At 53.0% G+C, this 20,453-nt stretch carries 21 protein-coding genes; 4 read left to right on the top strand and 17 right to left on the bottom strand.

Features of this window, described 5'->3' with window-relative positions:
• Positions 1–113: 113 nt before the first annotated feature.
• Both ACFE8Q_RS11930 and ACFE8Q_RS11925 read right to left on the bottom strand, forming a co-directional pair.
• Positions 114–680 carry a hypothetical protein gene (locus ACFE8Q_RS11930; RefSeq protein ID WP_375445621.1) on the bottom strand — a complete coding sequence of 189 codons (567 nt, stop codon included), beginning with the start codon at positions 678–680 and terminating at the stop codon, positions 114–116.
• A gap of 315 nt (positions 681–995) precedes the next feature.
• Entirely contained in the window at positions 996–2,279 is a 1,284-nt protein-coding gene (locus tag ACFE8Q_RS11925) for an aspartate aminotransferase family protein (protein WP_375445620.1), read from the bottom strand.
• 115 nt (positions 2,280–2,394) lie between these two features.
• Between ACFE8Q_RS11925 and ACFE8Q_RS11920 the strand changes: the two genes are divergently transcribed.
• A complete protein-coding gene (locus ACFE8Q_RS11920; RefSeq protein WP_375445619.1) occupies positions 2,395–3,528 on the top strand; it encodes a hypothetical protein in 1,134 nt (377 codons plus the stop codon).
• Between the two features lies 1 nt (position 3,529).
• Here ACFE8Q_RS11920 and ACFE8Q_RS11915 read toward each other — a convergent pair whose 3' ends face one another.
• The 5 genes from ACFE8Q_RS11915 to ACFE8Q_RS11895 all read right to left on the bottom strand — a co-directional run bounded on the left by ACFE8Q_RS11915 (position 3,530) and on the right by ACFE8Q_RS11895 (position 8,269).
• A complete protein-coding gene (locus ACFE8Q_RS11915; RefSeq protein WP_375445618.1) occupies positions 3,530–4,738 on the bottom strand; it encodes a hypothetical protein in 1,209 nt (402 codons plus the stop codon).
• A gap of 60 nt (positions 4,739–4,798) precedes the next feature.
• Complete coding sequence (locus tag ACFE8Q_RS11910; RefSeq protein WP_375445617.1) at positions 4,799–5,605, bottom strand: type 1 glutamine amidotransferase; 807 nt, start codon at positions 5,603–5,605, stop codon at positions 4,799–4,801.
• 76 nt (positions 5,606–5,681) lie between these two features.
• Positions 5,682–6,782, bottom strand: coding sequence for a carboxylate-amine ligase (locus tag ACFE8Q_RS11905; protein WP_375445616.1), 1,101 nt, complete (start codon positions 6,780–6,782; stop codon positions 5,682–5,684).
• Positions 6,783–6,845: 63 nt separating this feature from the next.
• The gene (locus tag ACFE8Q_RS11900; protein WP_375445615.1) at positions 6,846–7,850 is read right to left on the bottom strand and encodes an ABC transporter ATP-binding protein; all 1,005 of its coding nucleotides are present in this window, start codon (positions 7,848–7,850) and stop codon (positions 6,846–6,848) included.
• A 26-nt stretch (positions 7,851–7,876) separates the two neighbouring features.
• Positions 7,877–8,269, bottom strand: coding sequence for a hypothetical protein (locus ACFE8Q_RS11895; protein WP_375445614.1), 393 nt, complete (start codon positions 8,267–8,269; stop codon positions 7,877–7,879).
• A 336-nt stretch (positions 8,270–8,605) separates the two neighbouring features.
• Between ACFE8Q_RS11895 and ACFE8Q_RS11890 the strand changes: the two genes are divergently transcribed.
• From ACFE8Q_RS11890 to ACFE8Q_RS11880, 3 genes are read left to right on the top strand one after another with little or no spacing between them, the layout of a single operon-like run.
• Positions 8,606–8,896, top strand: a complete 291-nt coding sequence (locus ACFE8Q_RS11890; protein ID WP_375445613.1) for a PAAR domain-containing protein — start codon at positions 8,606–8,608, stop codon at positions 8,894–8,896.
• A gap of 5 nt (positions 8,897–8,901) precedes the next feature.
• Positions 8,902–9,774 (top strand): TssN family type VI secretion system protein, encoded by an 873-nt coding sequence (locus ACFE8Q_RS11885; protein WP_375445612.1) that lies wholly within the window; start codon positions 8,902–8,904, stop codon positions 9,772–9,774.
• Positions 9,775–9,795: 21 nt separating this feature from the next.
• A complete protein-coding gene (locus tag ACFE8Q_RS11880) occupies positions 9,796–10,947 on the top strand; it encodes a hypothetical protein (protein ID WP_375445611.1) in 1,152 nt (383 codons plus the stop codon).
• Between the two features lie 55 nt (positions 10,948–11,002).
• Here the strand turns inward: ACFE8Q_RS11880 and ACFE8Q_RS11875 are convergent, their stop codons facing one another.
• The 10 genes from ACFE8Q_RS11875 to ACFE8Q_RS11830 form a co-directional block, all read right to left on the bottom strand.
• Entirely contained in the window at positions 11,003–11,473 is a 471-nt protein-coding gene (locus ACFE8Q_RS11875; RefSeq protein WP_375445610.1) for a hypothetical protein, read from the bottom strand.
• A 206-nt stretch (positions 11,474–11,679) separates the two neighbouring features.
• Positions 11,680–12,570, bottom strand: coding sequence for a hypothetical protein (locus ACFE8Q_RS11870; RefSeq protein WP_375445609.1), 891 nt, complete (start codon positions 12,568–12,570; stop codon positions 11,680–11,682).
• 6 nt (positions 12,571–12,576) lie between these two features.
• Positions 12,577–13,434, bottom strand: coding sequence for a hypothetical protein (locus ACFE8Q_RS11865; RefSeq protein ID WP_375445608.1), 858 nt, complete (start codon positions 13,432–13,434; stop codon positions 12,577–12,579).
• A 130-nt stretch (positions 13,435–13,564) separates the two neighbouring features.
• The gene (locus tag ACFE8Q_RS11860; RefSeq protein WP_375445607.1) at positions 13,565–13,756 is read right to left on the bottom strand and encodes a hypothetical protein; all 192 of its coding nucleotides are present in this window, start codon (positions 13,754–13,756) and stop codon (positions 13,565–13,567) included.
• Between the two features lie 2 nt (positions 13,757–13,758).
• The gene (locus tag ACFE8Q_RS11855; RefSeq protein ID WP_375445606.1) at positions 13,759–14,247 is read right to left on the bottom strand and encodes a hypothetical protein; all 489 of its coding nucleotides are present in this window, start codon (positions 14,245–14,247) and stop codon (positions 13,759–13,761) included.
• Positions 14,248–14,251: 4 nt separating this feature from the next.
• Positions 14,252–15,121: an OmpA family protein gene (locus ACFE8Q_RS11850; RefSeq protein WP_375445605.1), complete on the bottom strand. Its 870-nt coding sequence runs from the start codon at positions 15,119–15,121 to the stop codon at positions 14,252–14,254.
• A gap of 112 nt (positions 15,122–15,233) precedes the next feature.
• Positions 15,234–15,641, bottom strand: coding sequence for a type VI secretion system tube protein TssD (gene tssD, locus ACFE8Q_RS11845; protein WP_375445604.1), 408 nt, complete (start codon positions 15,639–15,641; stop codon positions 15,234–15,236).
• 33 nt (positions 15,642–15,674) lie between these two features.
• Positions 15,675–17,057 (bottom strand): type VI secretion system contractile sheath protein TssC, encoded by a 1,383-nt coding sequence (locus ACFE8Q_RS11840; RefSeq protein WP_375445603.1) that lies wholly within the window; start codon positions 17,055–17,057, stop codon positions 15,675–15,677.
• Positions 17,058–17,112: 55 nt separating this feature from the next.
• Positions 17,113–17,565, bottom strand: a complete 453-nt coding sequence (locus ACFE8Q_RS11835) for a hypothetical protein (protein WP_375445602.1) — start codon at positions 17,563–17,565, stop codon at positions 17,113–17,115.
• A gap of 292 nt (positions 17,566–17,857) precedes the next feature.
• Positions 17,858–20,425, bottom strand: a complete 2,568-nt coding sequence (locus tag ACFE8Q_RS11830) for an ATP-dependent Clp protease ATP-binding subunit (RefSeq protein WP_375445601.1) — start codon at positions 20,423–20,425, stop codon at positions 17,858–17,860.
• Between the last annotated feature and the right edge of the window lie 28 nt (positions 20,426–20,453).

The following is a 20,453-nucleotide window of genomic DNA, read 5'->3' as shown; positions in this document are numbered from 1 at the left end:
GGAGACGTTTTTAGTTTCTGACTTGATATTATTTTTTACCTTCTGTTTGGTTTGCCCACAGGAGGAAAAAAGCAGCCGTAAATTATGAAACACATATGTATTTCATAATTTACTTAGCAACCACCTTTGCGAGGGGCACGTTTATAAATTAGTTTACTATCTCGTTCTACATAGTCGCCCGATATTATTGGATATGAATACTTGGGCGCGTGCGATACATTATGGCTTCTTATACTTATTGTGTCGTTAACTTTCAGGCTACGTAATTGCTGAAATTCATTGTTAACGTTCAAAAAATTCTTACCAGCATTTTCCGTCCCAAAACTAAGAATATAATCGTCACCATTAATCCTGACCATCACTCCGAAGCCTAATCGTGAGCCTGGCGGAAGGGAAAGAGACGTCACAACAGCCTCCATATCGGTAAAAGCACGTATGGACTTCCTTATTTTAGCTTCACCAGCATACACTTTTTTACCTTCGGGAGACGCTTCCCATTTTTTGTACTTTATACCATCAGGGGTAGCTTCCCATTTTTTCAATGCAGCATTCCGTTCAGCCGCAGAAAGTGGCCTTGAGGTCGACTTTTTAGAATCTTCATTTTTAATTTCTCGATTAGCAAATACTAATCCGCTTACCACAACCAGCGATAAGGTCAGCGCATAAATGATTTTTTTCATGTGTTTTGGATGTTTACTTAAGACTAATCTATATTCTGATAGATCAGATCCGTTTCAGGCATTCTTTTTACTCTCAAGGATTTCAACAAAGCTAAAAGCGTCTATTCTGTTATCTGTTAATAACCTGTAAAAGAATGTTAACGAAGCGTAAAATTTGCTTCTACGGACTACTGTAAATTTTTGCCACTAAGCAGGTGGGTATAGTCTACGAAGCCTTTTCGTCAAATTCGATCAGTCAAGCAGCGAATTCCTTCAACTGACACAACGCCAGCAAGCGAACATATTCCAGCACATGGCTGTCTTTTTCCTGATTCCCTAAACCATAGCCGCCAGTTGATGCGTTGCCAGACTGTCGATACTGGCTAGAATAAGGCCACAAGCCAGCCGAATTTCATCGTCGGTGATGGTGAGGGGCGGGGCGATGCGCATTGAATTGGTACAGAACAGGAACCAGTCGGTGATAATGCCCGGCCTGGATTCACCAGGTACGTTGCTTTGTGGCCGAATGGCCCGGTCAATGATCGGTTTGAGCACCTCAAACGAGTCAAATTCGGCGGCTAGCATCAGGCCTTTCCCCCGAATCTCCCGTATCAGCGGGTGCACGAGCAACGACCGGATCAACTGCCCTTTACGTTCCGCATCGGCGAAAAGACGCTCGTTCTGAATCGTTTGTAGCGTTGCCAGGGAGGCCGCACACGACACCGGATGCCCGCCAAAGGTCGTGATATGACCCAGCATCGGGTTATTTTTGATAACAGCCATCAACGGCTCAGGAGCCATGAATGCCCCGATTGGCATGCCACCACCCATGCCTTTCGCACTCACCACGATATCCGGCACCACGGCCCGCTGCGACGGAGCAACCCCTACGGCTACATCCTGAAACGCCCAGAATGAACCGGTTCGCCCGAAGCCTGTTTGAATTTCGTCGAAGATAAGCAACGTACCTGTGGCCGTACACCGCTCACGAACGGCATGCAAATAAGCCGGATCGGGCACACGCACGCCCGCTTCGCCCTGCACAACTTCCATAATAACGGCGGCCGTTCGAGAGGTAATCTGCTGAAGGTCAGCCCATGATCCGTGGTGAATATGGCGAATGTCGGGTAGGAGGGGGCGGTAGTTTCGTTTGAAATTCTCATCGCCGCTGAGCGACAAGGCACCCTGGGTTGATCCGTGATAGGCGTTATGGCAGGCAATCAGTTCCGTACGGCCAGTAAACCGCTTGGCTACTTTCATAGCCCCCTCAATGGCTTCGGCCCCCGAGTTGGTGAAGTACACGTTGTCGATAGGACCGTAGGTTGTTGTGGCCCCGTCGAGGGAGGCCACCAGCGCCTGGGCTAATTGAACTTGTGGACCCTGCACATACTCGCCGTAGACCATCAGGTGCATATACTTATCCAGTTGTGCCTGAACGGCAGCCAACACCGCCGGGTGCCGGTGCCCCACGTTGCTCACGCCGATTCCCGAAATCAGATCCAGGTACGTTTCGCCGGTAGGTCCGTATAAATAAACGCCCTCGGCCCGGTCGATTTCCAACGCCAGGGGGAAATCGGTGGTCTGTGCGATGTGCTGAAAGAAAAGTTGTCGATGTGTCACGCTTGTCGTTGCAATTGCTGTAGTTTGGCGTCACTAATAAGGCCATTTCATAAACGATCTGTTCGCAATCCAGCCAATGAGCCTTGCAGGCTCTCCTTCTTAAACCAACCTGCTTATGAAAACAGTTCTATTACTGCTTTTCCTGACCCTACTTAAGGGATCAGCGACCTTTGCACAAACAGCACCGGTTGATACGACGAATGGGCGACCCTATTACATTCTGCTGAAAGACGGCTCTCATATTCAGGGGCGAATCATCAGGCGGGATAGCACGATGTACACAGTGCGGATGAAAAACGGCCAGCTCACTTACGTCGAGCAGGAGTTGTTCAGTAAGATCAGTGCGTTTGCGCCTGCGCCAGTTGATTCCGTCGCGTATTTTACGGCACAACCGTATGCGCAGCCAATTCGCAGCCAGCCCAGATCGGCGACGGTTTCGCCCAGCCAATACGAAATCACGCTTACCGACGGAACCAGGCTGAATGCCAAGGTACTAAGCCAGGATACCAGTCGGCTGGTGGTGCAAACAGAAACCTTGGGCACCGTCTACATTCCGGCCCGACAGGTTGTGCGGCTGGAGCGACTGGGCGCAGCCAGCCAGAGCCAGCCTACTTCACGAAACGTTGCATCAAGCGCTAGCCCAAACCTATTTCCGCAGTATTTAAATTTTTTGCCCACGGCTTATCAGGCTGAAAAGGGTCGGGTCTATTTCAGAAATACATCTGTTTACATTAGCCAGTTCGATGTGGGCATTACCGACAACTGGAGCATAGGAACCGCTTTCTTTACGTTTGCCCCCATCCTGTTTGGCTCCTTGTCCACAAAAGTGTCGGTTCCGTTAGGTCCCCGTATCCGGGTTGGTGTTCAGGCTCAACTACTGTACGGAACGCTGTTTGACAGAACAGTGTCGACGGGGCTGCTTCAGGGTATCGTATCCATCGGCGACTCCCAGAACAACGTGACTGTTGGCCTGGGAACGGGCACGAATGCAGACTCGTTCGGGCAGATTGCCTCGTTCAGTGTGGTCCGCAAAATAAAGTCCTCGCTGACGTTTATCAGCGAGAACCTGCTGTTTATTGAACGCTACGGCGTCTCGTTCGGCAAATTGAGCACTGGCCTTCGTTTCGACCGGGCGCGCCACTCGTTCGATTTATCAGCCAATATTCCTTTCGGTTCCGATGGTATCGCGAGTGGGTCAAGCTTATTTATTTTTCCGTCAGCCAGTTATCAGGTACGTATCGGCCGGTAAATTATTGCTCAAAATAGGCAATTGTACCACCCACCCAGTCGAAGTCTTTGTTGAAGCGGACGCCAATCATTTCACCCCGGCTCAGTCGGGCTAAGTTGGTGATTAACTGTGGCTTATCGGCGCCGTCGGGCCAGATGAACAACAACCTGATTTCGCATTTTACGGAGCCATCCGGGGCGGCGATGACTGGCTCATAGCGCACTTTGCGCTGGAGGAGATAGTTGCCCCGCTCCGCCTCCGCAATACCCTCGATGTCGGCCGGGGTAACGTTGATTTTTACACCGCTGCCTGCAAACGAGAAGAGTGGTTTCAGAACGTAGTTTTCCAGATCGTCAGGTACGTTGCCGGTCAGTTCGCTGAGGTAGTGGCTTTTGGGTACGTAGGCGCTGTTGATCAGCGGAAGGGTGTATTTGCTGATTCGGAAGAACCAGTTCGGATGACCTACCCAGTGAACGTCGACATCGTCGGTGAGTTTAAACTCGGTGACAAGATCGGGCATCGCTTCTAACTCATCGAATATCAGCCGGTTATAGATGCGGCGAATGCGTACGTCGCGGCCCTCTTTTTCGTAGTACAGCTCGCGCCCCCGCTTTTTGATTTTGGTCAGGCAAACGGCATCGATACCGATATAGTGTTTGGTGAGGGCAAAGTCGATGCGCGTTTTCTGTTTTTCCGGGTAAATCTCCAGCAGAATAACCTCTTCCGGGTCGCAGTCGGCCACAATCAGATCACGCAGTGCGGCCACATAATCGGCGTTGGTCGACACGCCAAACAGGTGATTGACCGAATCGGGAATGGGGAAATGAGCGCGGAACGTCTGGGATAAATAAGGCTGAAATCCGTACAGCGAGGGAAAGCCCTGAAGCTCGATGAGTTGCGGCTCCAACTCGCCGGTCGATTCGTTTCGGCAAACGGCAAAGTCGACCGCCATGAACGTGGTGTGACTCGCCTCACCTTCGCCAGGTACGTATTGTCCTGCTGGAATGGCCGCTTCAGTTTTTGCCCTGAAATCGGGTTGCGTAATGGTCTGAACGATATCATCGCAGGCCGTCAGCATCTTGTCGGTCAGGAGTTTGGGGACGAAAACGGGTGTTTCGGCCACCCTGAAATCCAACTGTCCAGGAAACTCATCGTTGATCTGAGCTAAAAACGCCTCGTACCGGTCGGCCGAAAAATGCGCGTTGTATGGATGACGAATCGATTCGATCATGGTAGGGAATGACGGATAATAAACCTCTAAGATTTTTAGAAACCTCAGAAGTATTGGGAGTTAGGCAGGTGTAAGCTCGCGGATGGCGTGGCGCAGGAAACCGGGCAACACGACTGATTCCGTGAGGGCAATTTTTTCGGGATCTTGCAGGTACGTTACCATCTCGTCGTACTTGGCCTGTCCGTAGGCGTTGATGATCTGGTTGCGTTTTTCGTCCTGCAGGAAGTACCGTAACATGCCTTCATCGTCTGCTTCGGGGTGAAACTGGGTGCCAAAAATTTCATCGGTAAACCGGATAGCCATGACGGCCCGTTCCAGATCAACATGCGGACGAATTTTTTCGAGACAGAGCAGTTTGGCACCCTGCGCGTCGAATTCAGCCATTTTTGGCTCCGTCAATTGATAATCACGTGAATCGACGGCGTAGAATGGTTCGCCAAGGGCGCTGAACAGGGGCTCGGCCATGCCGTTGTCGGTACGGTGAATCGGAAAAATGCCGAAGGACGTCGATTTACGTTTGCTGATCGTTCCCAGGTGCATATGTCCGGCCACTAGTTGGAAGGAGTGGCAAATGAGGAACAAATGTTTTCGGGAGTCCTGAGTCAGGTTGTGCTCAAAAATCGAGTCGATCAGCGTAAAAAAAGGAATCTCCCACGCCTCGCCAAGGGGTAACGGAATACCCGGTCCCCCCGTTGAAATGTACGCGTCGTATGACAGGTCGGGCAGTTCATTGTTGGCCCGAACGTTGAAAATTGTGTAGGGTAACGACACGCCATCGGTGGCCTCGACGGTTTTTATGGCGTGCAGAATACAACGCATGCCTTCGTTGGCCACGTTGTTGTACATATCTAAAATGGCAATTTTCATCTCAACGATTAGTTATCAATTCTCAATGACCAGTAAATTAAGTGATTGGTCATTGAGAATTGTTCATTGAATTTAACTACCTGAGGCCGTATGAAGTTTCCTGGACGATGTAATCGACCACGGCTTTGAGGTCGTTGGTCTCGTTGAAAACGGCCAGTTGACGGTCGGCTCCGGTGCCATTCTTCAAAATTTGATGCACGTACTCGCATTCCTCCCGGCTACCCAGTTCATCAACTACATCGTCAATGAATTCCAGCAGTTCATAAATTAACTGGTGCGTGGGTACTTCTTCCTGCTTGCCAAAATCGATGAGTTTACCTTCGATTCCGTAGCGGGCGGCCCGCCATTTATTTTCGGCGATAAGCATCCGGCGGTAGGGGCGGAAGTTGAGGTTTGCCCGCTGCAACTTGTAGACTTTTGCCACCAGTGCCTGCATAATAGCGGCCAGACAAATGGTTTCGTCAACCCGCATAGGTACGTCGCAGATGCGAAATTCAATGGTGTCGAAGAACGGGTGCAGGCGAATGTCCCACCAGATCTTTTTACCATTGTCGATACAGCCCGTTTTCACCAGCAGGGCAATGTATTCGTCGTATTCGGCGGCGCTGCTAAAATAATCGGGGATGCCGGTGCGTGGAAACTTATCGAATACTTTTGAGCGATACGATTTGAAACCCGTATTGCGGCCACACCAGAACGGCGAATTGGTCGAGAGCGCGTATATATGGGGTAAAAAATACCGCACGGCGTTCATAATCTGAATACCCTCATTGCGGCTGGCGATGCCCACGTGGACGTGCATACCAAATATGAGGTTCGAGCGGGCCACGTCGCGCATTTCTTCGATAAGCCGGTCGTAGCGTTCGTTGGGCGTGATAAGCTGATGCTGCCAGTCAGAAAAGGGGTGCGTGCCGGCCGAGGCCAGGTGCAGGTTCTGGCGTTCAGCCAGTTCGATGATCTCACGGCGTAGAAACGATACTTCCTGCCGGGCTTCCTGAATATTGTGGCAGATGTTGGTGCCAACCTCTACTACAGCCTGGTGCATTTCTGCTTTGACGCGCTCCTGAAGCACTATTTGCCCACCATCAACGAGTTTCGACATGTGCGAGCGTAGCTCGCGAGTTTCCGGATCAATGGTCTGGAACTCTTCTTCAATCCCAAGCGTGAATTCGGGCATAATATCCTTTTTGATGTATGAAGGGAAAGTTAAGCGATTCCGGCGAAACGACCAATCCAGAAATTAACCTATGGCCATTAGTCGGCTACCTGATAAGTATATACGTACCTGATCGCCAACCTGAATATCGTCGCGCTCGGTGAGCAGGCGCAACGAGACGTACCGGTTCACTTTCACGTCGAGTTCACTTTGTCGACCCTGAAAGAAAACGGCCTGTACTGTACAGGAAACGGGTCCATTGTTGTCCAGGGTGATGTGCTCGGGTCGTAGCCCGAAACACGCCTCCGGGTCGGTAGCCGGTGGTAGGCCAAGCAACGCCAGGTGTTTACCGCGAATACTATTCACCGGGCCGGTCATGCGGGCCGCATACGTGGTTTTGGGGTTGAAATAAACCTCGCGTGGCGTGCCAATCTGCTTTAGCTGACCCTGTTGTAGAATGCCGATCTGATCAGCAATGGATAGCGCGTCGGTGGCATCATGGGTGACGAACAGGCAGGCGGGTGGTGGCTGGGTACCGCTTTTCTGCCTGACAAGGTCAAACAATAAATCACGGATTATCAGCCGGTTGGGAAGGTCAAGGTGGCTGAATGGTTCATCGAGAAGCAACACACGGGCGGGTTCGGCAATGGCACGGGCGATGGCCGTTCGCTGCTTTTCTCCGCCCGAAGCTTCGCGTGGTTTATGGTGCTGAACGGTCTCCAGTCGACACAGTTTCAGCAATTCATCCACGCGGGCATCCCGGTAGGTACGTTCATAGAAACGGAGGGCATAGTTGATGTTTTCGCGAATAGACACGTTGGGCATCAACTGGTATTCCTGCGGCACCACCCTAATTTGAGGGTGACCGGCCACCAGTACGTCTTTCGGGCCAGGAATAAGGGCACCATCGAGACGAACCTCACCCCGGTCAGTATCGAGTAAGCCGGCAATCAGATTTAGTAAGGTACTTTTTCCAGACCCGCTGGCACCGACGAGGGCCATAATCTGTCCGGCGGCGAGTGTCAGTGAGACATTTCGCACGGCGGGCAGGTCGGTAAATGATTTAGACAGATGAGAGGCAGTCAGCATAGCGGGGCAAGTTAAGCCCGGATTGCTTACTGAACGTAGGGCGTAATGAAGGCGTAGAACTGTTGGCGCACGGTGATGAACTGCTGCTCGAGCATCTGGTAACCACTGCGCATGCGGCGATGACGCTCGTCGATCTCCTGCCGGCGCTGCCAGTTGGGTATTCCCTGGGCCGTTGATCGCTCCTCCATTTCAATCAGCTCGGATAGCTGGGCCATCTGGGCGCGCAGGCCCGTAAACCATTGCCGAAAAGACCCCGACCGGTTTACAATGTCGTAGTCGGCAGTGCTGTCACACACATGCGACAGGAGTGAAGTAAAGTACGTTTCCTGATCAGAGTACAGGGCAAGCGTGCGAAGCCATTGTTGATATTCGTGCTGATAAAGCGAAAATCGTTCTGTGGTTAGTTGAGCGGTCGCCATGACAAGTTGCCAGAAAAAATGGGCGATAAGATGTCGAGTAGTAGAAAAGAGGAAGAATAAGTAAAACTATATATTTTAGAGAATGGTACATTAAAAATGTAAAAATTATCTTTTATTAATAAGCCAACGGGATGCTGGTTGCCTGCTACTGGAAGTCGACCGTAGCCCCTGAGTTTGGCCGTTGGATTTGGCCTGTAGACGTTGACCTCTTCTGCCAACTACGCGTCCAGTAAATATTGAGTGGCTGGTCTACGCAATGATATAACTTGCTAAACGCGTATTTATACAATGCGTCTTGACCGAAATTGACCATTGACCTTTAAGCAAGTTAAGACTATGCCTCCAGCCGCCCGACTCACCGATATGACTACCTGCCCATTGACTACCGGCCCTGTGCCGCACGTTGGCGGACCAATATCTGGCCCCGGAGCCCCAACTGTATTGATCGGCAAGTTACCGGCCGCCTGTCTGGGCGATATGTCGATCTGTGTTGGACCACCGGCCGCCATCATCAAAGGCTCGGCAACCGTACTGATCGGGGGGCGACCCGCCGCACGGATGGGCGACCAAACAGCCCACGGCGGCGTGATTGTGTCCGGTTTTCCCACTGTTATGATTGGAGGTTGATTTCTATGGCGTCACCCGTTCAATTTTTTCTGACGTACCTGCTGGTCCCGCTGATGGCCGTGGTACTTACTACCGCACTGGCGGCGATCAACCAGAAGAAGGCGCTGCTCAGTGGTCGTAAGCTGTTGATCAGTGTGGCACAGTTCACGTTGCCAATGGCGCTGGCCGGGCTTTTCGGCATGATCGACCTCTGGTTTATGCCGCTTTATTACCTGTTGATGGCCGTGGTTTTCCTGGTTGAAGGCATGCTCTATGTGCGGCAGCTTGTTCGGCTTATGGGCGACGAGCAACGGACCGAGCCGCTGTTTGTGCTGCTGCTCACTATACTCATTCTGGTTATCGGCGGGTATTCGTTCGGCTGGGTATTCAACTATTTCAGCACCCTGAAATATGGTTTCTGGGCGGCAACCTGTATTGTACCCTTCTCCATACCCCTGGTGTTTTCCCGCACCTACGACGCCCTGCTGGCTATACCCAACGAGGTACATAAAGTCTGGTATTACCCCCGCCAGGCCAAAGAGATCGAATTTGAAGGCGTTGACTATTACCGGCTTATGATTCTGGAAGTTGAACTTCGAAAAGACCCGGCCAGGCCCGCAGAGGGGCCGGTGAAGGTAAAAGCCCGTGCCACCCAGGATTTGTCGTTTGGGTTGTGGTTCCAGAAATTCATCGACGATTATAACTACAAGTTTCCGAACGACCCCATCGTCACCGAGACGCCCGAGCAGGCGGCCTATGGCTGGCTCTTTTACTACGTTCGACCGTCGTTCTTCAGCCTTCGACGCTATATCGATTTTGACATAAGCGTGGCTCAGAACCGGCTCACCGAACGGCATACGATTCAGGCCAAGCGGGTAGAATCCCATCAACTAACCTAGTTTCTAAACAGATCCCTTTTTATGCTCGTAGCCCGTACCTATCACCCCGTCAACTGGGTAAACGGGATGAAACTCTCGCAGAGCCATTTTCTGGACACCGACCAGCATGTGCAGGATATGGTCCGCGATGCGCTCTCGCTGTTTCTGACTAATTACAATTACGGGCTGTTGCCTCCCGAGCGGGGTAGTGCGTCTTCGAATGAGATTGAACTGCTCGAAAAAATAGGCAATCACGTGGAGGTACGTCTGCTTCGGTGCAACGCCATCACGTCGGGCGGGTGTCGGGTGGCCATTAACCCGGATGTGCTGCGTTTCCGAACGCTGACGGCATCCTTTGTAGTGGAAACTGAACTCGATGATCTGGAACGGCCACCTTACGATATTGTCTTGCTGGTCAACCCCTTCGAGCGCGTGCCGATGGGCGAGCCCGACCCCGAAGAGTCGCCGTTGCGTCACCCGTTTACGGATACGCATTATCAGTTGCAGGCCATCCCGACGGCGCAGCTAAATGCCGACGAACTGGGGCAGCATTACCTGACCATTGGCCGGGTAGTGTGCCGCGAAGGCAGGTACGTTGTTGAAGAGAGTTTCATTCCACCCTGTACCAGCTTATCCAGCCATCCGAAACTGATGGCGTACTATAAAGCGTTTGGCTGGAGTCTTAACGACCTACAGATCAGCTCGTTCAAGATTGTTCGAAAGGTATTCGACCGGAACCAGCCGTCTGATATTGCCAGGAATGTGCAGATGCTCTGCATAAAACTGCTCGACTCGCTGGGTCAGCTCTTTTTTGAGTATCGTAACCTGGATTTCCAGCATCCGCCCGTGAAAATCCTCGATTATTTCGCCAACCTGACCAGTCTGGTGTATACCAACCTGTATTGTATTCCAACGCGGGAGAAAGAAGAGTTGCTGCATTATTTCTACGAGTGGACCGACGTGACCCCCAACCATTTCGAGGGCATGCTCCTGAGTCTCCTCGAACTCGACTATAACCATAACCGAATTGGCGAGGCGATGCAAAGCGTTGAGACGTTCCTGGAGGTGATGACCCGGCTATGGAGTAAACTGAGCACGCTGGAGTACATCGGCCAACGCAAAGACAACATCGTTGTCCGGGAAGAAGCGGGTGCCCGACCCATTATTCGCCGGGGCTGGAGCGTGCTGGATTAACCCCACCTGCACGATGTCCGTAGAAGCGATAGCCTACTGACTGTAAGTTGATAGGTCAATAGGAGCCGATTGGCTTATAGTCGGTGCTTCCTTTTTTGGCGGGATGCCCCTGACCAGGTACGCCTGCGTGGGTGATGGAATTCTGGTGGTAGAACGTATACAGTTTTTCCAACTCCTGAGGCAGCCAGGATTCATACTGCTGTATCCGTATTTGTAGTTTTTCTTCGGTCAACAGGCTGGCTTTCAGAACCGATTTTTTCTCCTCTTCGGGCAAGCAGTTAATCAGTACGGCCAGCGACTGAAGGCGTTTCGACACGCCGTCCCACACACCAAGGCGAAGCGAAAACGCGTAAATTTCACTGGGTGACCATAGTTTCGGATTTCTATGGCGGCGGTCTTTCGAGTTTCCGTAGAGGCCAGTGACCCGGCCAAACTCGGCCTTGGTCATCGTCTCAAAAGCCATCGACCGGAGAATAGAGGTCTGGAAATTATAGTAGGATTGTAAGAGTTGATAAATCTGCTCCATAGCAAGTGGGAAGAAACACAGTGGTCATTTCTGGTACTATCAACAACCACGCCGATGTTATTCCGACGACTGTATTTATCAAAAAAACACGATTGATAAGTCAGTCGTGTTTTTTACCACAGGGCTTGCCTGGCAGTATTTCTAAAGCGTATCAATTGAAGTCACTGCGTGTTAGAGGCGTCACTTTCAACTAGTTCGAGGTGTAATCAAATTAAGAGTGGCGCGGTGTTGGTGTCGATCAGTACCGATTTTTTGATCCGTCTGGCAAGTGGTGCAGCTACCGTCCTGATGTTCTGCCCGGTTGCGTTTCTGTTATACACGGCAATGTGCGAGTTCATCGAATCGCAGCATAATACAACGCCGTTGGCCCGTGTTCCCACATTTGGCCCAAACGGAGCCATGCCATCGGAGACGATGATGTGTATATCCAGATTCTGGTTGGCCATCGTCCCGGCGTTGTGATCAGCACAGATTTCGACGCCCACCCGCAACCCATCTACCGTGCAGGTGGTCACGGTTGTGCCTCCCATAAATGTGAAAAGCCGATCTTCCGGGCTGTCAAGCTCATGGGAGTTTTGAATCTTATGGTACGCACCGATCTGAGCGCCATTGTGGAAAAGATAGCACGTATTTCGGGCCGTTCCTTTGGTGATCTGCTCGGCCCGACAGAAGCCAGCCGGCCGAATCACCGGTTCACGCTCGACCCAAAACATAGTGCCGGCAACGATCAAGACGTTGTTTGCCGACAGGGCCGACAGGCTGGCTACCAGCAAGTCGCGTTCCTGTGGCGAATACATCGTATGCTTCCGTTTAACACCCCTAAACTGGTTCAGATGCGCCTGCGTTATCATTTTCTCTGCAACAGTTGGCCCACGGTAGCCGTGATAGGTCTCGGCCAGTGTTGACACAACCTGAATCGGGCTTTTCCGGAAAAAATACTCCGGCACAACCACGATATGCAGGGTATGCGGATCAATAAGCGAGGTCATAAACGTCTCGCTGCACATCTCTCCGATAAGGGCTATCCGATCGGTCAGGCTTTGCGTCATCTGTTGCCAGTTCATCGACAGCATCGACACGTTAATGGCTTTTTCCATATCATCTCAAACCAGTACGTACACGTTGTCATGAACGATTAGTGCATTCCCTGCCCGTACCACTTCGAACGTTATTTTTTGAATGTATTGCGTGGGGTTGGGAGGAATCGTGGCGAGTGGATAGGGAAAATCATAACGTATCTTCACCGTTATTGATGTATGATGTTGGTTGGGCTGAATATGCCCGAAAACGTCCTGGTAAGTTGAACTCATTCTGGAGTTTTTTGGCGAGTTTACTACTTTTCTCAGGGCAAAGGCATTTGTATCTGTCAGCTTGTGAAAGGCTGCCGCATTGAGGCCATTGACTCCGGGTTTGTACTTGGTTAGTTTAGCTTGAATTTTCTGTTTTGCTTCGGTCTGGTACTCTGCCAGGGTTTTATGCCCAAATGTTGCCTGATACTTGAATGGCCAGGGGTTTGATGGATTCCTGATGACCACGTCGATGACCCATCTGTCGCCTGGTCTTGGGTTTTCTCCACGTTCACCGGTAAGCTGATTGGCTGCGTCACCGATCATGTTGAGCACCGCAGCACAGCCATCGTCGTATGTTGACTTTAATTGAATGGCTATGCCGCCCTGCCCGTTACCATAATTTGCTGTTACGTCGGCTATCCTGCCCTGGTATTTGACTTCACGCCTTTTTTTGAACCGGTTTTTATAATAAGCTTTCAGTTCGGCGTGTTTACCAGCAAAAGGGCCTATTGCTGTATTCAAAATACTGGCAATGTCATTCATCAGCTCATCGTCGAAGTGAGCATTATGATTAAAGCCTCCCGCCAGCACATCGTAAGCAATAATTTCATCAATCATGAGCAAACTCTCTTTTATCAGTTTGCTCTGAGCCTCAGCCTGTTTAATGTTCATGATTTACTTGTACAACTAGGTGAAAAATAGCCAAATATGATCCCTAAGGTGAGTATGTCAAAATGGGTAACGTATACATTCGCATCTGTGCCGAACAGATGTATTCATACAAGAGAAGTCTGCCCAACGATTAGTCTGGTTTGCTGACATTAGTAGTGACTGCCAATGCCTTCAAATCCCGTTCAGCTTCCCGGATGCTGCTGTTTACCCGGCGGAGGGCTGGTCGGGCACGTACCCAGGCAACGAAAAAGCCAGCCAGAAAGGTGGCGGCCAGTAGCAGGGTGATCTCGGTAAACGCCACCCAGGGCGAGAGTGGATTCATAGCTAAATCGGTTGGGTACGTTCTGTTTCGGCGAGGCCACGGCGCATCCGGCCCTGCCAGGCGCGTAACTCGCCCCATTGCCCTTCATGAGCGAGCCGAGCCTGATCGGGCCAGGTGGCGGGGTCGTATGGGTGCATAAGCGGCCCGTTATCTGTCAGAATACGCTGAATGGTGGCGGGCGTTTGCCGGGCAAGCTGCGCGAATGTCTGGATACCGGTCATGAGCAGGATACGCTCGACGGGCGCGGTGATGCCCAGAATTTCGATGAGCCGGTCGCTGCCTGGCAGGTTGTCGGTATCAACGGGGATCAGGCGGCTTTTTCGGAGTTGATCAATCCGTCGCTGAAGCCGCTGGAGCGTTTGCAGAAGCGTTAACTGCCGCCGTTTATACACCTGCTGGCCAATTAGATAGCCGAAAATAAGCATGCCCTGAAGCATCAGGAAATGCAGCAGGCTGGCATGAAGCAGGTGAAACGGGTTTAACTGGAACATGCCTTTATCGTTTAATGACGACCGTCACGCGGCGATTGGCCAACCGGCCTTCGGGCGTGGCATTGGCCGCAATAGGCTGGCTCGGTCCGCGCCCCTGCGGCAGAATCCGACCCGGCCGGGCGCCCAGCTTAACCAGAAACTGACGCACGGCCACGGCTCGCCTGAGGGATAACCGCTGATTGGCCGCCAACGTACCTACGCTATCCGTATGGCCTGTAACGCGCAGCGCCGGGCCGCGTGCCTGCTTGAGGAACGGAACCGCATCGGCCACAAACCGGTCTGTTTCCGGCGTTCGGATGAAGGTGGTCTGGCCGCTTTCAAAATACAATTCCATAGGGTGGAATAAATCGATATACCGCTGCGCATCAGCCAGCGAACGGGCCGTGGTGGGCCGGGCTTTCGTAAAAGCCACCGTCAGTGCGCCGGTTGAGTCGTTCACGTACCTGAGCGATGGTACGCGCTCACTCCCTACCTGAATCTGCCCCGGTCCAATGCCATCGGCCATCAGGCGGTCGGCTAGGTTGGCGGCGCGGGCTTTGCCCAGGTCTGGCGCCACCGTTGCCGACGCTTCGTCGAGCGTATACTGACCGGTGATGGCAACGGCCAGCCCCGGATTGGCTAATAAATGCAAGCTGAGCCGGTCAATCGGCGTATGGGCAGCACGGGCCATATCGCTCCCCGCGCGGCTGAATAGCGCACCCGGAAGCCGCGTTTGCCAGTCGGTTCCGTGCTTAATCAAAATGGGGGGCAGCGGTTCGATAACCTGCTGCCCCACGCGTTTAATGTAAAATAGATGCACCGCCACTGACCCCGCCCACCAAAGTCCAGCCAAAAGCCATAAGGCCGTTAAGCGGGTGATGAAAGGCTGTGTCATTGGATTGGGGATCTTGGATGTCGGATTGTGGATTTATAAACGCTGGAGATGGCTGGATCGCCGTATTTTTAAAATCACAATCCGGCATTCAAATCCCCAATCCGACTCCTGCTTACTTGTACGTATCTACCGGCCAGTCGTTCACCTGCTCGGCTTCGCCATTTTTAATCTTCTGGGCGTGAATCGTGATGCCCAAGGTAATGTTATCGCCGCCGAATGCCGAAAATGATTCGCTGTAACCCGTCAGAAAGCCATCGGTAAAGATGATATCTTTCAGCTTTCCACCATCTTCTTCGCTTTTGCTGATAGTGATGGTGCCGGTAGGAATAGGAATGTGCCCTTTGTTCACCATCTGCACCGCCAGGTCGGTTGTGAAGGGTGCGTCAATCGTCATATTCAGTTCACCGCCCTGCACGTTACCACCGGGCCGACCTTTGCTATCGACTCCGCGTGAATAACCGATGCTGTAAGAGAGAACGTCGTACTTTGCCCCAGCTATGTCTAAGACTGCCTTTGCCATTTCGTTTTTTAGTTAAAGTGAATAGTCAGTGTATTAAGCCATTACGCCGTAGTCAGATACCCACTCCGGGCTGTCGACGTCGTCGCCACGGCGTCCGTCGAGACGGATAACGAAGCTCTTGGCTGGGAAATAAGGTTTGATGAACAGGTCGAGGTGAATCAGATCCTTGATGTTCTTGTCGCGCTCGAACCGCATGATGCTGTGCTTCTCGATGAGCCGGTCGGGACCCATGATGCTGTCGAGGAACTGCACGATCTGGCGGCGCAGATCGGCCTCCATGCGGGGCGTCCAGTTCTCGAACGCGCGGCGGTTCAGGAAGTCGAACAGCACTTTCACCACGTGGTCGAATACCCGCACCACCGAGTAGGTCTGCAAGCCTGGGTTATCGCCGTTGAAGAGCGTTTTGGCCGAGAAAGCCATCACCTTGCCGTATTCAAACACCATTGGCACCAGACCCAGGCGTTCCAGATGCGAGATTTCGCTTTTCTTCAGCGGGTAACGTACCCCGTCGACTTCGTTCATGCCGCCATGCTTCTTACCCGCTGTCACCTGCGACATCAGCGTGTAGTAGATCTTGCCGGCCAGCGCGGCCGATGGTGGTACATACAGGTTGTCGGTCTCGCCCACTTCGGCTACCTTGCCCCGGCCAACCATCCAGTTGCAGGCCATAATCACGTTTGAGCAGTGCAGATCACCGCTGCTCATGTTGGCGGTGCTGAAGAGTTCGATCGTATCTTCCGGCGACTCCAGATCGGCGAAGTCGGTAACCAGCATCACTTTACTGTTATGAGCAATACGCGCCCATTTTTCCAGGATACCGTTTGTCCGCATAAAACCCGGCACGACCAGCAACGAATAGTTGGTCCGCAGGTCAAGGCGATCATAGTTTTGCTTGAACTCTTCGTTTACCCGATCAATGAAGATGGGATTGTCGAGATCGGTTAGCTGAGCCAGCGATGCGTTCAGGACGGTGACGTTGGGCACGCGGTCCATATCCGTGTTCTTGTAGAACAGAGACAGCGCCCGGTAGCTGCGTTCCAGTTCACGGGTGCTGTTGAGGGCCCGGAGCAGGTTTTTACGCAACTGCGCGTTAGAGAGGTTGGCTTTTTCTTCCGTCTTCTCCAGCATCTCCGTCTGGTTGCTGCTCGATTCGAGGAGGTCGATCCAGAGGTTCAGCTTCTGCTTCAGCATCTGCCGTTCCACCTTCTTGTTCTCATCGGTCATGAAGATGTTTTTGCGGGCCTTGCGCTCCGGGCTGATGTTCTGGATGCCGTCGATGAAGCTTTCAACGAATGGAAAGCCACCATAGGCTGCCAGCGTACTAAGGCCGGGAAGTCCGGTTGAGGGAGCGGCAACAACCGCTTCGGAGGCGACAGCAGCTTCGTCTGCGGCGGCCGATTTTTGTTCTTTTGCCATGAGGCAGAATGCGTTTAACCGTTAACGTTTGGTAAAATCAGAAGGGAGGGGGTGGTTATTCCTTGTCGGCGGCGTCTAATTCGCTCACCAACGATTTAAGCGCAGCCACCAGCGCCGCTTTTGCGTCGGGATTATCGAGGGCCGTCTGTAGAATCCGGTGACCTTTTAGGCGGCGGCTGATCTGCGTGTATTCGCTGTACTGGCCGTCGAGCGAACGCAGATAGGGGCTCTGCATGCTCAGTGCTTTGGCCCGGAAATCGGCAATGCTGCCAAATTTCAGGTTTTCCTGAACGGGAGTTCCGTTCTCGTCTTCGAATTCCACATCAACGTTTGGCTGATAGCGGTTGAAGACATCCTCGACCGTTTTGAGGCCGGTAACCAACTCAGGGGTTACGGGTTCCTCGTCGGTAAGCTGAAGCGCAAGCAGGGTCCGGTTGAACGGAATATCGGCAATGCCTTCCGAGGCCATCGGCTTGATCTCGTTCCCGCCAATCTCGTAGTTAAACATAGCAGTGACTGTTAAAAGGTTGAAATACAGTCTAAAGCTATATCACCTCCCAACGCACAGCAACTGAGCAACCCGCCAGACCTACCACTCAGTATATTTAGAGTTGCCAAATATATTGAATGGTAAAATATCGTCACGTCTAATAAATATCCGCCAAAAAGATTTCATAGGACTTGACAAGGAAAAAGTTGAATACCCCACCCCAACCCCTCCCCGTTAGGGAGGGGCTGATGATTCGCATCATTGGCTGATTCTTAGCCCCTCCCTAACGGGGAGGGGTTGGGGTGGGGTTCTACACCTTTGTCGGAATGAGCCATTCGATCTGACCCGCCTGGACAGGATCGGGAACGGTTGCATCTTTCACCACCTGCCAGCTTAGCTCCCCGTCGGAACGGGCCGTTACGCGCAGCCACTCGCCGGGGTGAATCTGGCCGGCAATGATCATCCGGGAAATAGGTCGCCGCAGCCGGTTTCTGATCACACCGGCCAATGGACGCGCGCCATATTGAGGGGTGTAGCCACTGAAGGCAAGCTGCTGCCGGGCGGCGGCATCCAGCTCCAGCCGGATTCCCTGGCGCTGAAGGCTGTCGGTCAGTTGCCGTAGCTGGATGTCGAAGATATGCAGTACGTGTTGCTCGGTGATGGGACTAAACGGTACTATTTCGGTAATACGAGCCAGAAATTCGGGTCGGAAGCTACCGCTCATCCGCTCCATGAGTTGCTGCGACGTGGGGAGCCGTCCCTGCTGAAATTCATGGCTGATCCATTCGCTGCCGATATTGGACGTGAAAATGAGCAGCGCGTTCGAGAAATCACCTTCTTTGCCCAACTTATCATGCAGGCGACCTTCGTCCATGATTTGCAAAAACACGTCGAAAATGGACGAATGGGCCTTTTCTATTTCGTCGAACAAGACCACGGCGTACGGTTGCTGGCGAATCCGGTTCACAAGCAGGCCCCCTTCTTCGTACCCTACGTACCCGGGAGGTGCCCCATACAACAGCGCGGCGGCATGCTCTTCCTTAAACTCCGACATGTCGAAGCGGATCATGGCCTGTTCGTCATTGAACAGAAATTCCGCCAGTGATTTAGAGAGTTCAGTTTTCCCCGTGCCGGTTGGGCCTAATAAAAAGAACGTACCTATGGGCTGCCCCGACTTCTGCAAGCCAGAGCGCGACTCCAGAATAGCGTCTGACAGCGCTTTCAGGGCGTGGTCCTGCCCAACAACGCGCTGCCGGAGGTGATCTTCCATCGTCAGCAGTTTCTCTTTTTCGCGCTCCTGCACCTTGCCCATCGGAATACCCGTTTTGTAGGCTACCACTGCTGCCAGGTCCGTTTTGCTGACGTGTGCTTTCCGCGCGTCGGCCAGTTCGTGCAGGCGGGTGAGCTTGGCCGTCAGGTAGGGAAGATACGATTCGGGCGTGATCAGTTCGGTGGGGTCAACGGGGTCTTCCCATTGGCCCATCAGCACGGGGCTGATCTGCTGTTGCAACTGCTGATCGAACCAGCGGTAATCGTCGAGCCGTTCTTCGGCCGTTAATTCGCTTTCGTTCAACTCCGCCAGCGCCTTGTCGAACTGGTCGAGGTCAGAGCCAGCCAGTTCGGTCACGGTACGGATGGCGGCCATCGTGCGATCGAGCAGGTCGAGGGCGGCATCGGGCAGGCGGCGGTCTTTCACGTATCGTTTGGCCAGCCGCACGCATTCGGGTACCACATCGGCATCAACGGTAAGCTGGTGGTGTTTCTCATAGAGCCCCACCAGCCCGCGAATCATGCGTTCGGCCACGTTTACGGGCGGTTCATCTACGTTCAGCAGTTCAAAACGGCGGCTCAACGCCTGATCGGGTTCAATCAGCTTACGGAATTCGTCGCGGGTGGTGGCACCGATCAGGGTCAGTTCACCGCGCGCCAGTTCGGGCTTGAGCAGGTTTGCCGCTCCGCCACCCGCCCCGCCTTTCGGGTCGAGCAGCACGTGGATTTCGTCGATGAAGAGAATGCATTTTTCGAATGCTTTCACCTCCTTTATTACATTTTTAAGGCGGTCTTCTACCTCGCCTTTATACGATGCTCCCGCCAGCAGCGCACCGGGGTCCAGTTCGAGCAACGTGGCTCCTTTGAGCCAGCCGGGCACTAACCCTGTGATTAATAACTGCGCCAGCCCATCGATCAGGGCCGATTTCCCGACGCCGGGATCACCGGTGAGCATGACGTTGGGTTTGCTACGCCGCCCCAGAATCTCGACCATCATCCGCAGTTCGCGCTCCCGGCCAATGATCGGGTCGAAGTGACCACCGCGGGCCAGCGCCGTTTTGTCGGTACAATATTTCTGTAAAACGCCCGCCGTTGCTCCTTCCCCCGCATTTGCGGAAGCCGCTGGTCCGGCAGGCGTTATGGTCCGGCCGGCATCGGCGGGGGTGATGGGTTTCATCTCGTTGAGGTATAAACCCAATAGGTCCCGCTCCTGAAGGGGGAGTGACCGCAGTTGTTCGGAGGGAAAACCCATTCCCGGCTTGGTCAGGGCCGTCAGTACGCAGATCGGCTCTACTTTATCAAGCCCCAGCCGCACCCGAACCACATCAGCCTCGTCCAGCACGCGGTCTACCGAGGTATCACCCGCCGGTTCGTCGGGGGGAATAGCCACCCTGGGTGACTCTTCCATTCGTACTTCGGCCCATTCGCGCAGGTAGGGGACGTCTTTATGCAGGGAGGTGAGCAGCGTGGCACCGGCCGAATCGGCGTGGACAAGCGCCCGCAGGAGGTGGGCGGCAGAGTACCGTTCATTGCGGTATTCCCGCGCCAGTGACTGCGATACGTACAGCGCCGTTTGAACAGCTTCGGAGAGAAGAAAAGAAGGGAGCATGTGAGGAGTGGTTTTAAAGGGCTGGGCT

It is taken from the genome of uncultured Fibrella sp. (genome assembly GCF_964250085.1).
Classification (GTDB): Bacteria; Bacteroidota; Bacteroidia; order Cytophagales; family Spirosomataceae; genus Fibrella.
The sequence above is the reverse complement of the archived record's forward strand: the minus strand, read 5'-3'. Positions and strand labels throughout refer to the sequence as shown.

Excerpts from the sequence above, each read along its gene's own strand:
- ACFE8Q_RS11895 (WP_375445614.1), bottom strand. The coding sequence starts at position 8,269 with ATGGCGACCGCTCAACTAACCACAGAACGATTTTCGCTTTATCAGCAC.
- ACFE8Q_RS11920 (WP_375445619.1), top strand. The coding sequence starts at position 2,395 with ATGAAAACAGTTCTATTACTGCTTTTCCTGACCCTACTTAAGGGATCA.
- ACFE8Q_RS11840 (WP_375445603.1), bottom strand. The coding sequence starts at position 17,057 with ATGGCAAAAGAACAAAAATCGGCCGCCGCAGACGAAGCTGCTGTCGCC.
- ACFE8Q_RS11910 (WP_375445617.1), bottom strand. The coding sequence starts at position 5,605 with ATGAAAATTGCCATTTTAGATATGTACAACAACGTGGCCAACGAAGGC.
- ACFE8Q_RS11865 (WP_375445608.1), bottom strand. The coding sequence starts at position 13,434 with ATGAACATTAAACAGGCTGAGGCTCAGAGCAAACTGATAAAAGAGAGT.
- ACFE8Q_RS11885 (WP_375445612.1), top strand. The coding sequence starts at position 8,902 with ATGGCGTCACCCGTTCAATTTTTTCTGACGTACCTGCTGGTCCCGCTG.
- tssD (WP_375445604.1), bottom strand. The coding sequence starts at position 15,641 with ATGGCAAAGGCAGTCTTAGACATAGCTGGGGCAAAGTACGACGTTCTC.
- ACFE8Q_RS11880 (WP_375445611.1), top strand. The coding sequence starts at position 9,796 with ATGCTCGTAGCCCGTACCTATCACCCCGTCAACTGGGTAAACGGGATG.
- ACFE8Q_RS11915 (WP_375445618.1), bottom strand. The coding sequence starts at position 4,738 with ATGATCGAATCGATTCGTCATCCATACAACGCGCATTTTTCGGCCGAC.
- ACFE8Q_RS11860 (WP_375445607.1), bottom strand. The coding sequence starts at position 13,756 with ATGAATCCACTCTCGCCCTGGGTGGCGTTTACCGAGATCACCCTGCTA.
- ACFE8Q_RS11900 (WP_375445615.1), bottom strand. The coding sequence starts at position 7,850 with ATGCTGACTGCCTCTCATCTGTCTAAATCATTTACCGACCTGCCCGCC.
- ACFE8Q_RS11855 (WP_375445606.1), bottom strand. The coding sequence starts at position 14,247 with ATGTTCCAGTTAAACCCGTTTCACCTGCTTCATGCCAGCCTGCTGCAT.
- ACFE8Q_RS11830 (WP_375445601.1), bottom strand. The coding sequence starts at position 20,425 with ATGCTCCCTTCTTTTCTTCTCTCCGAAGCTGTTCAAACGGCGCTGTAC.
- ACFE8Q_RS11850 (WP_375445605.1), bottom strand. The coding sequence starts at position 15,121 with ATGACACAGCCTTTCATCACCCGCTTAACGGCCTTATGGCTTTTGGCT.
- ACFE8Q_RS11905 (WP_375445616.1), bottom strand. The coding sequence starts at position 6,782 with ATGCCCGAATTCACGCTTGGGATTGAAGAAGAGTTCCAGACCATTGAT.
- ACFE8Q_RS11890 (WP_375445613.1), top strand. The coding sequence starts at position 8,606 with ATGCCTCCAGCCGCCCGACTCACCGATATGACTACCTGCCCATTGACT.
- ACFE8Q_RS11870 (WP_375445609.1), bottom strand. The coding sequence starts at position 12,570 with ATGGAAAAAGCCATTAACGTGTCGATGCTGTCGATGAACTGGCAACAG.
- ACFE8Q_RS11930 (WP_375445621.1), bottom strand. The coding sequence starts at position 680 with ATGAAAAAAATCATTTATGCGCTGACCTTATCGCTGGTTGTGGTAAGC.
- ACFE8Q_RS11835 (WP_375445602.1), bottom strand. The coding sequence starts at position 17,565 with ATGTTTAACTACGAGATTGGCGGGAACGAGATCAAGCCGATGGCCTCG.
- ACFE8Q_RS11875 (WP_375445610.1), bottom strand. The coding sequence starts at position 11,473 with ATGGAGCAGATTTATCAACTCTTACAATCCTACTATAATTTCCAGACC.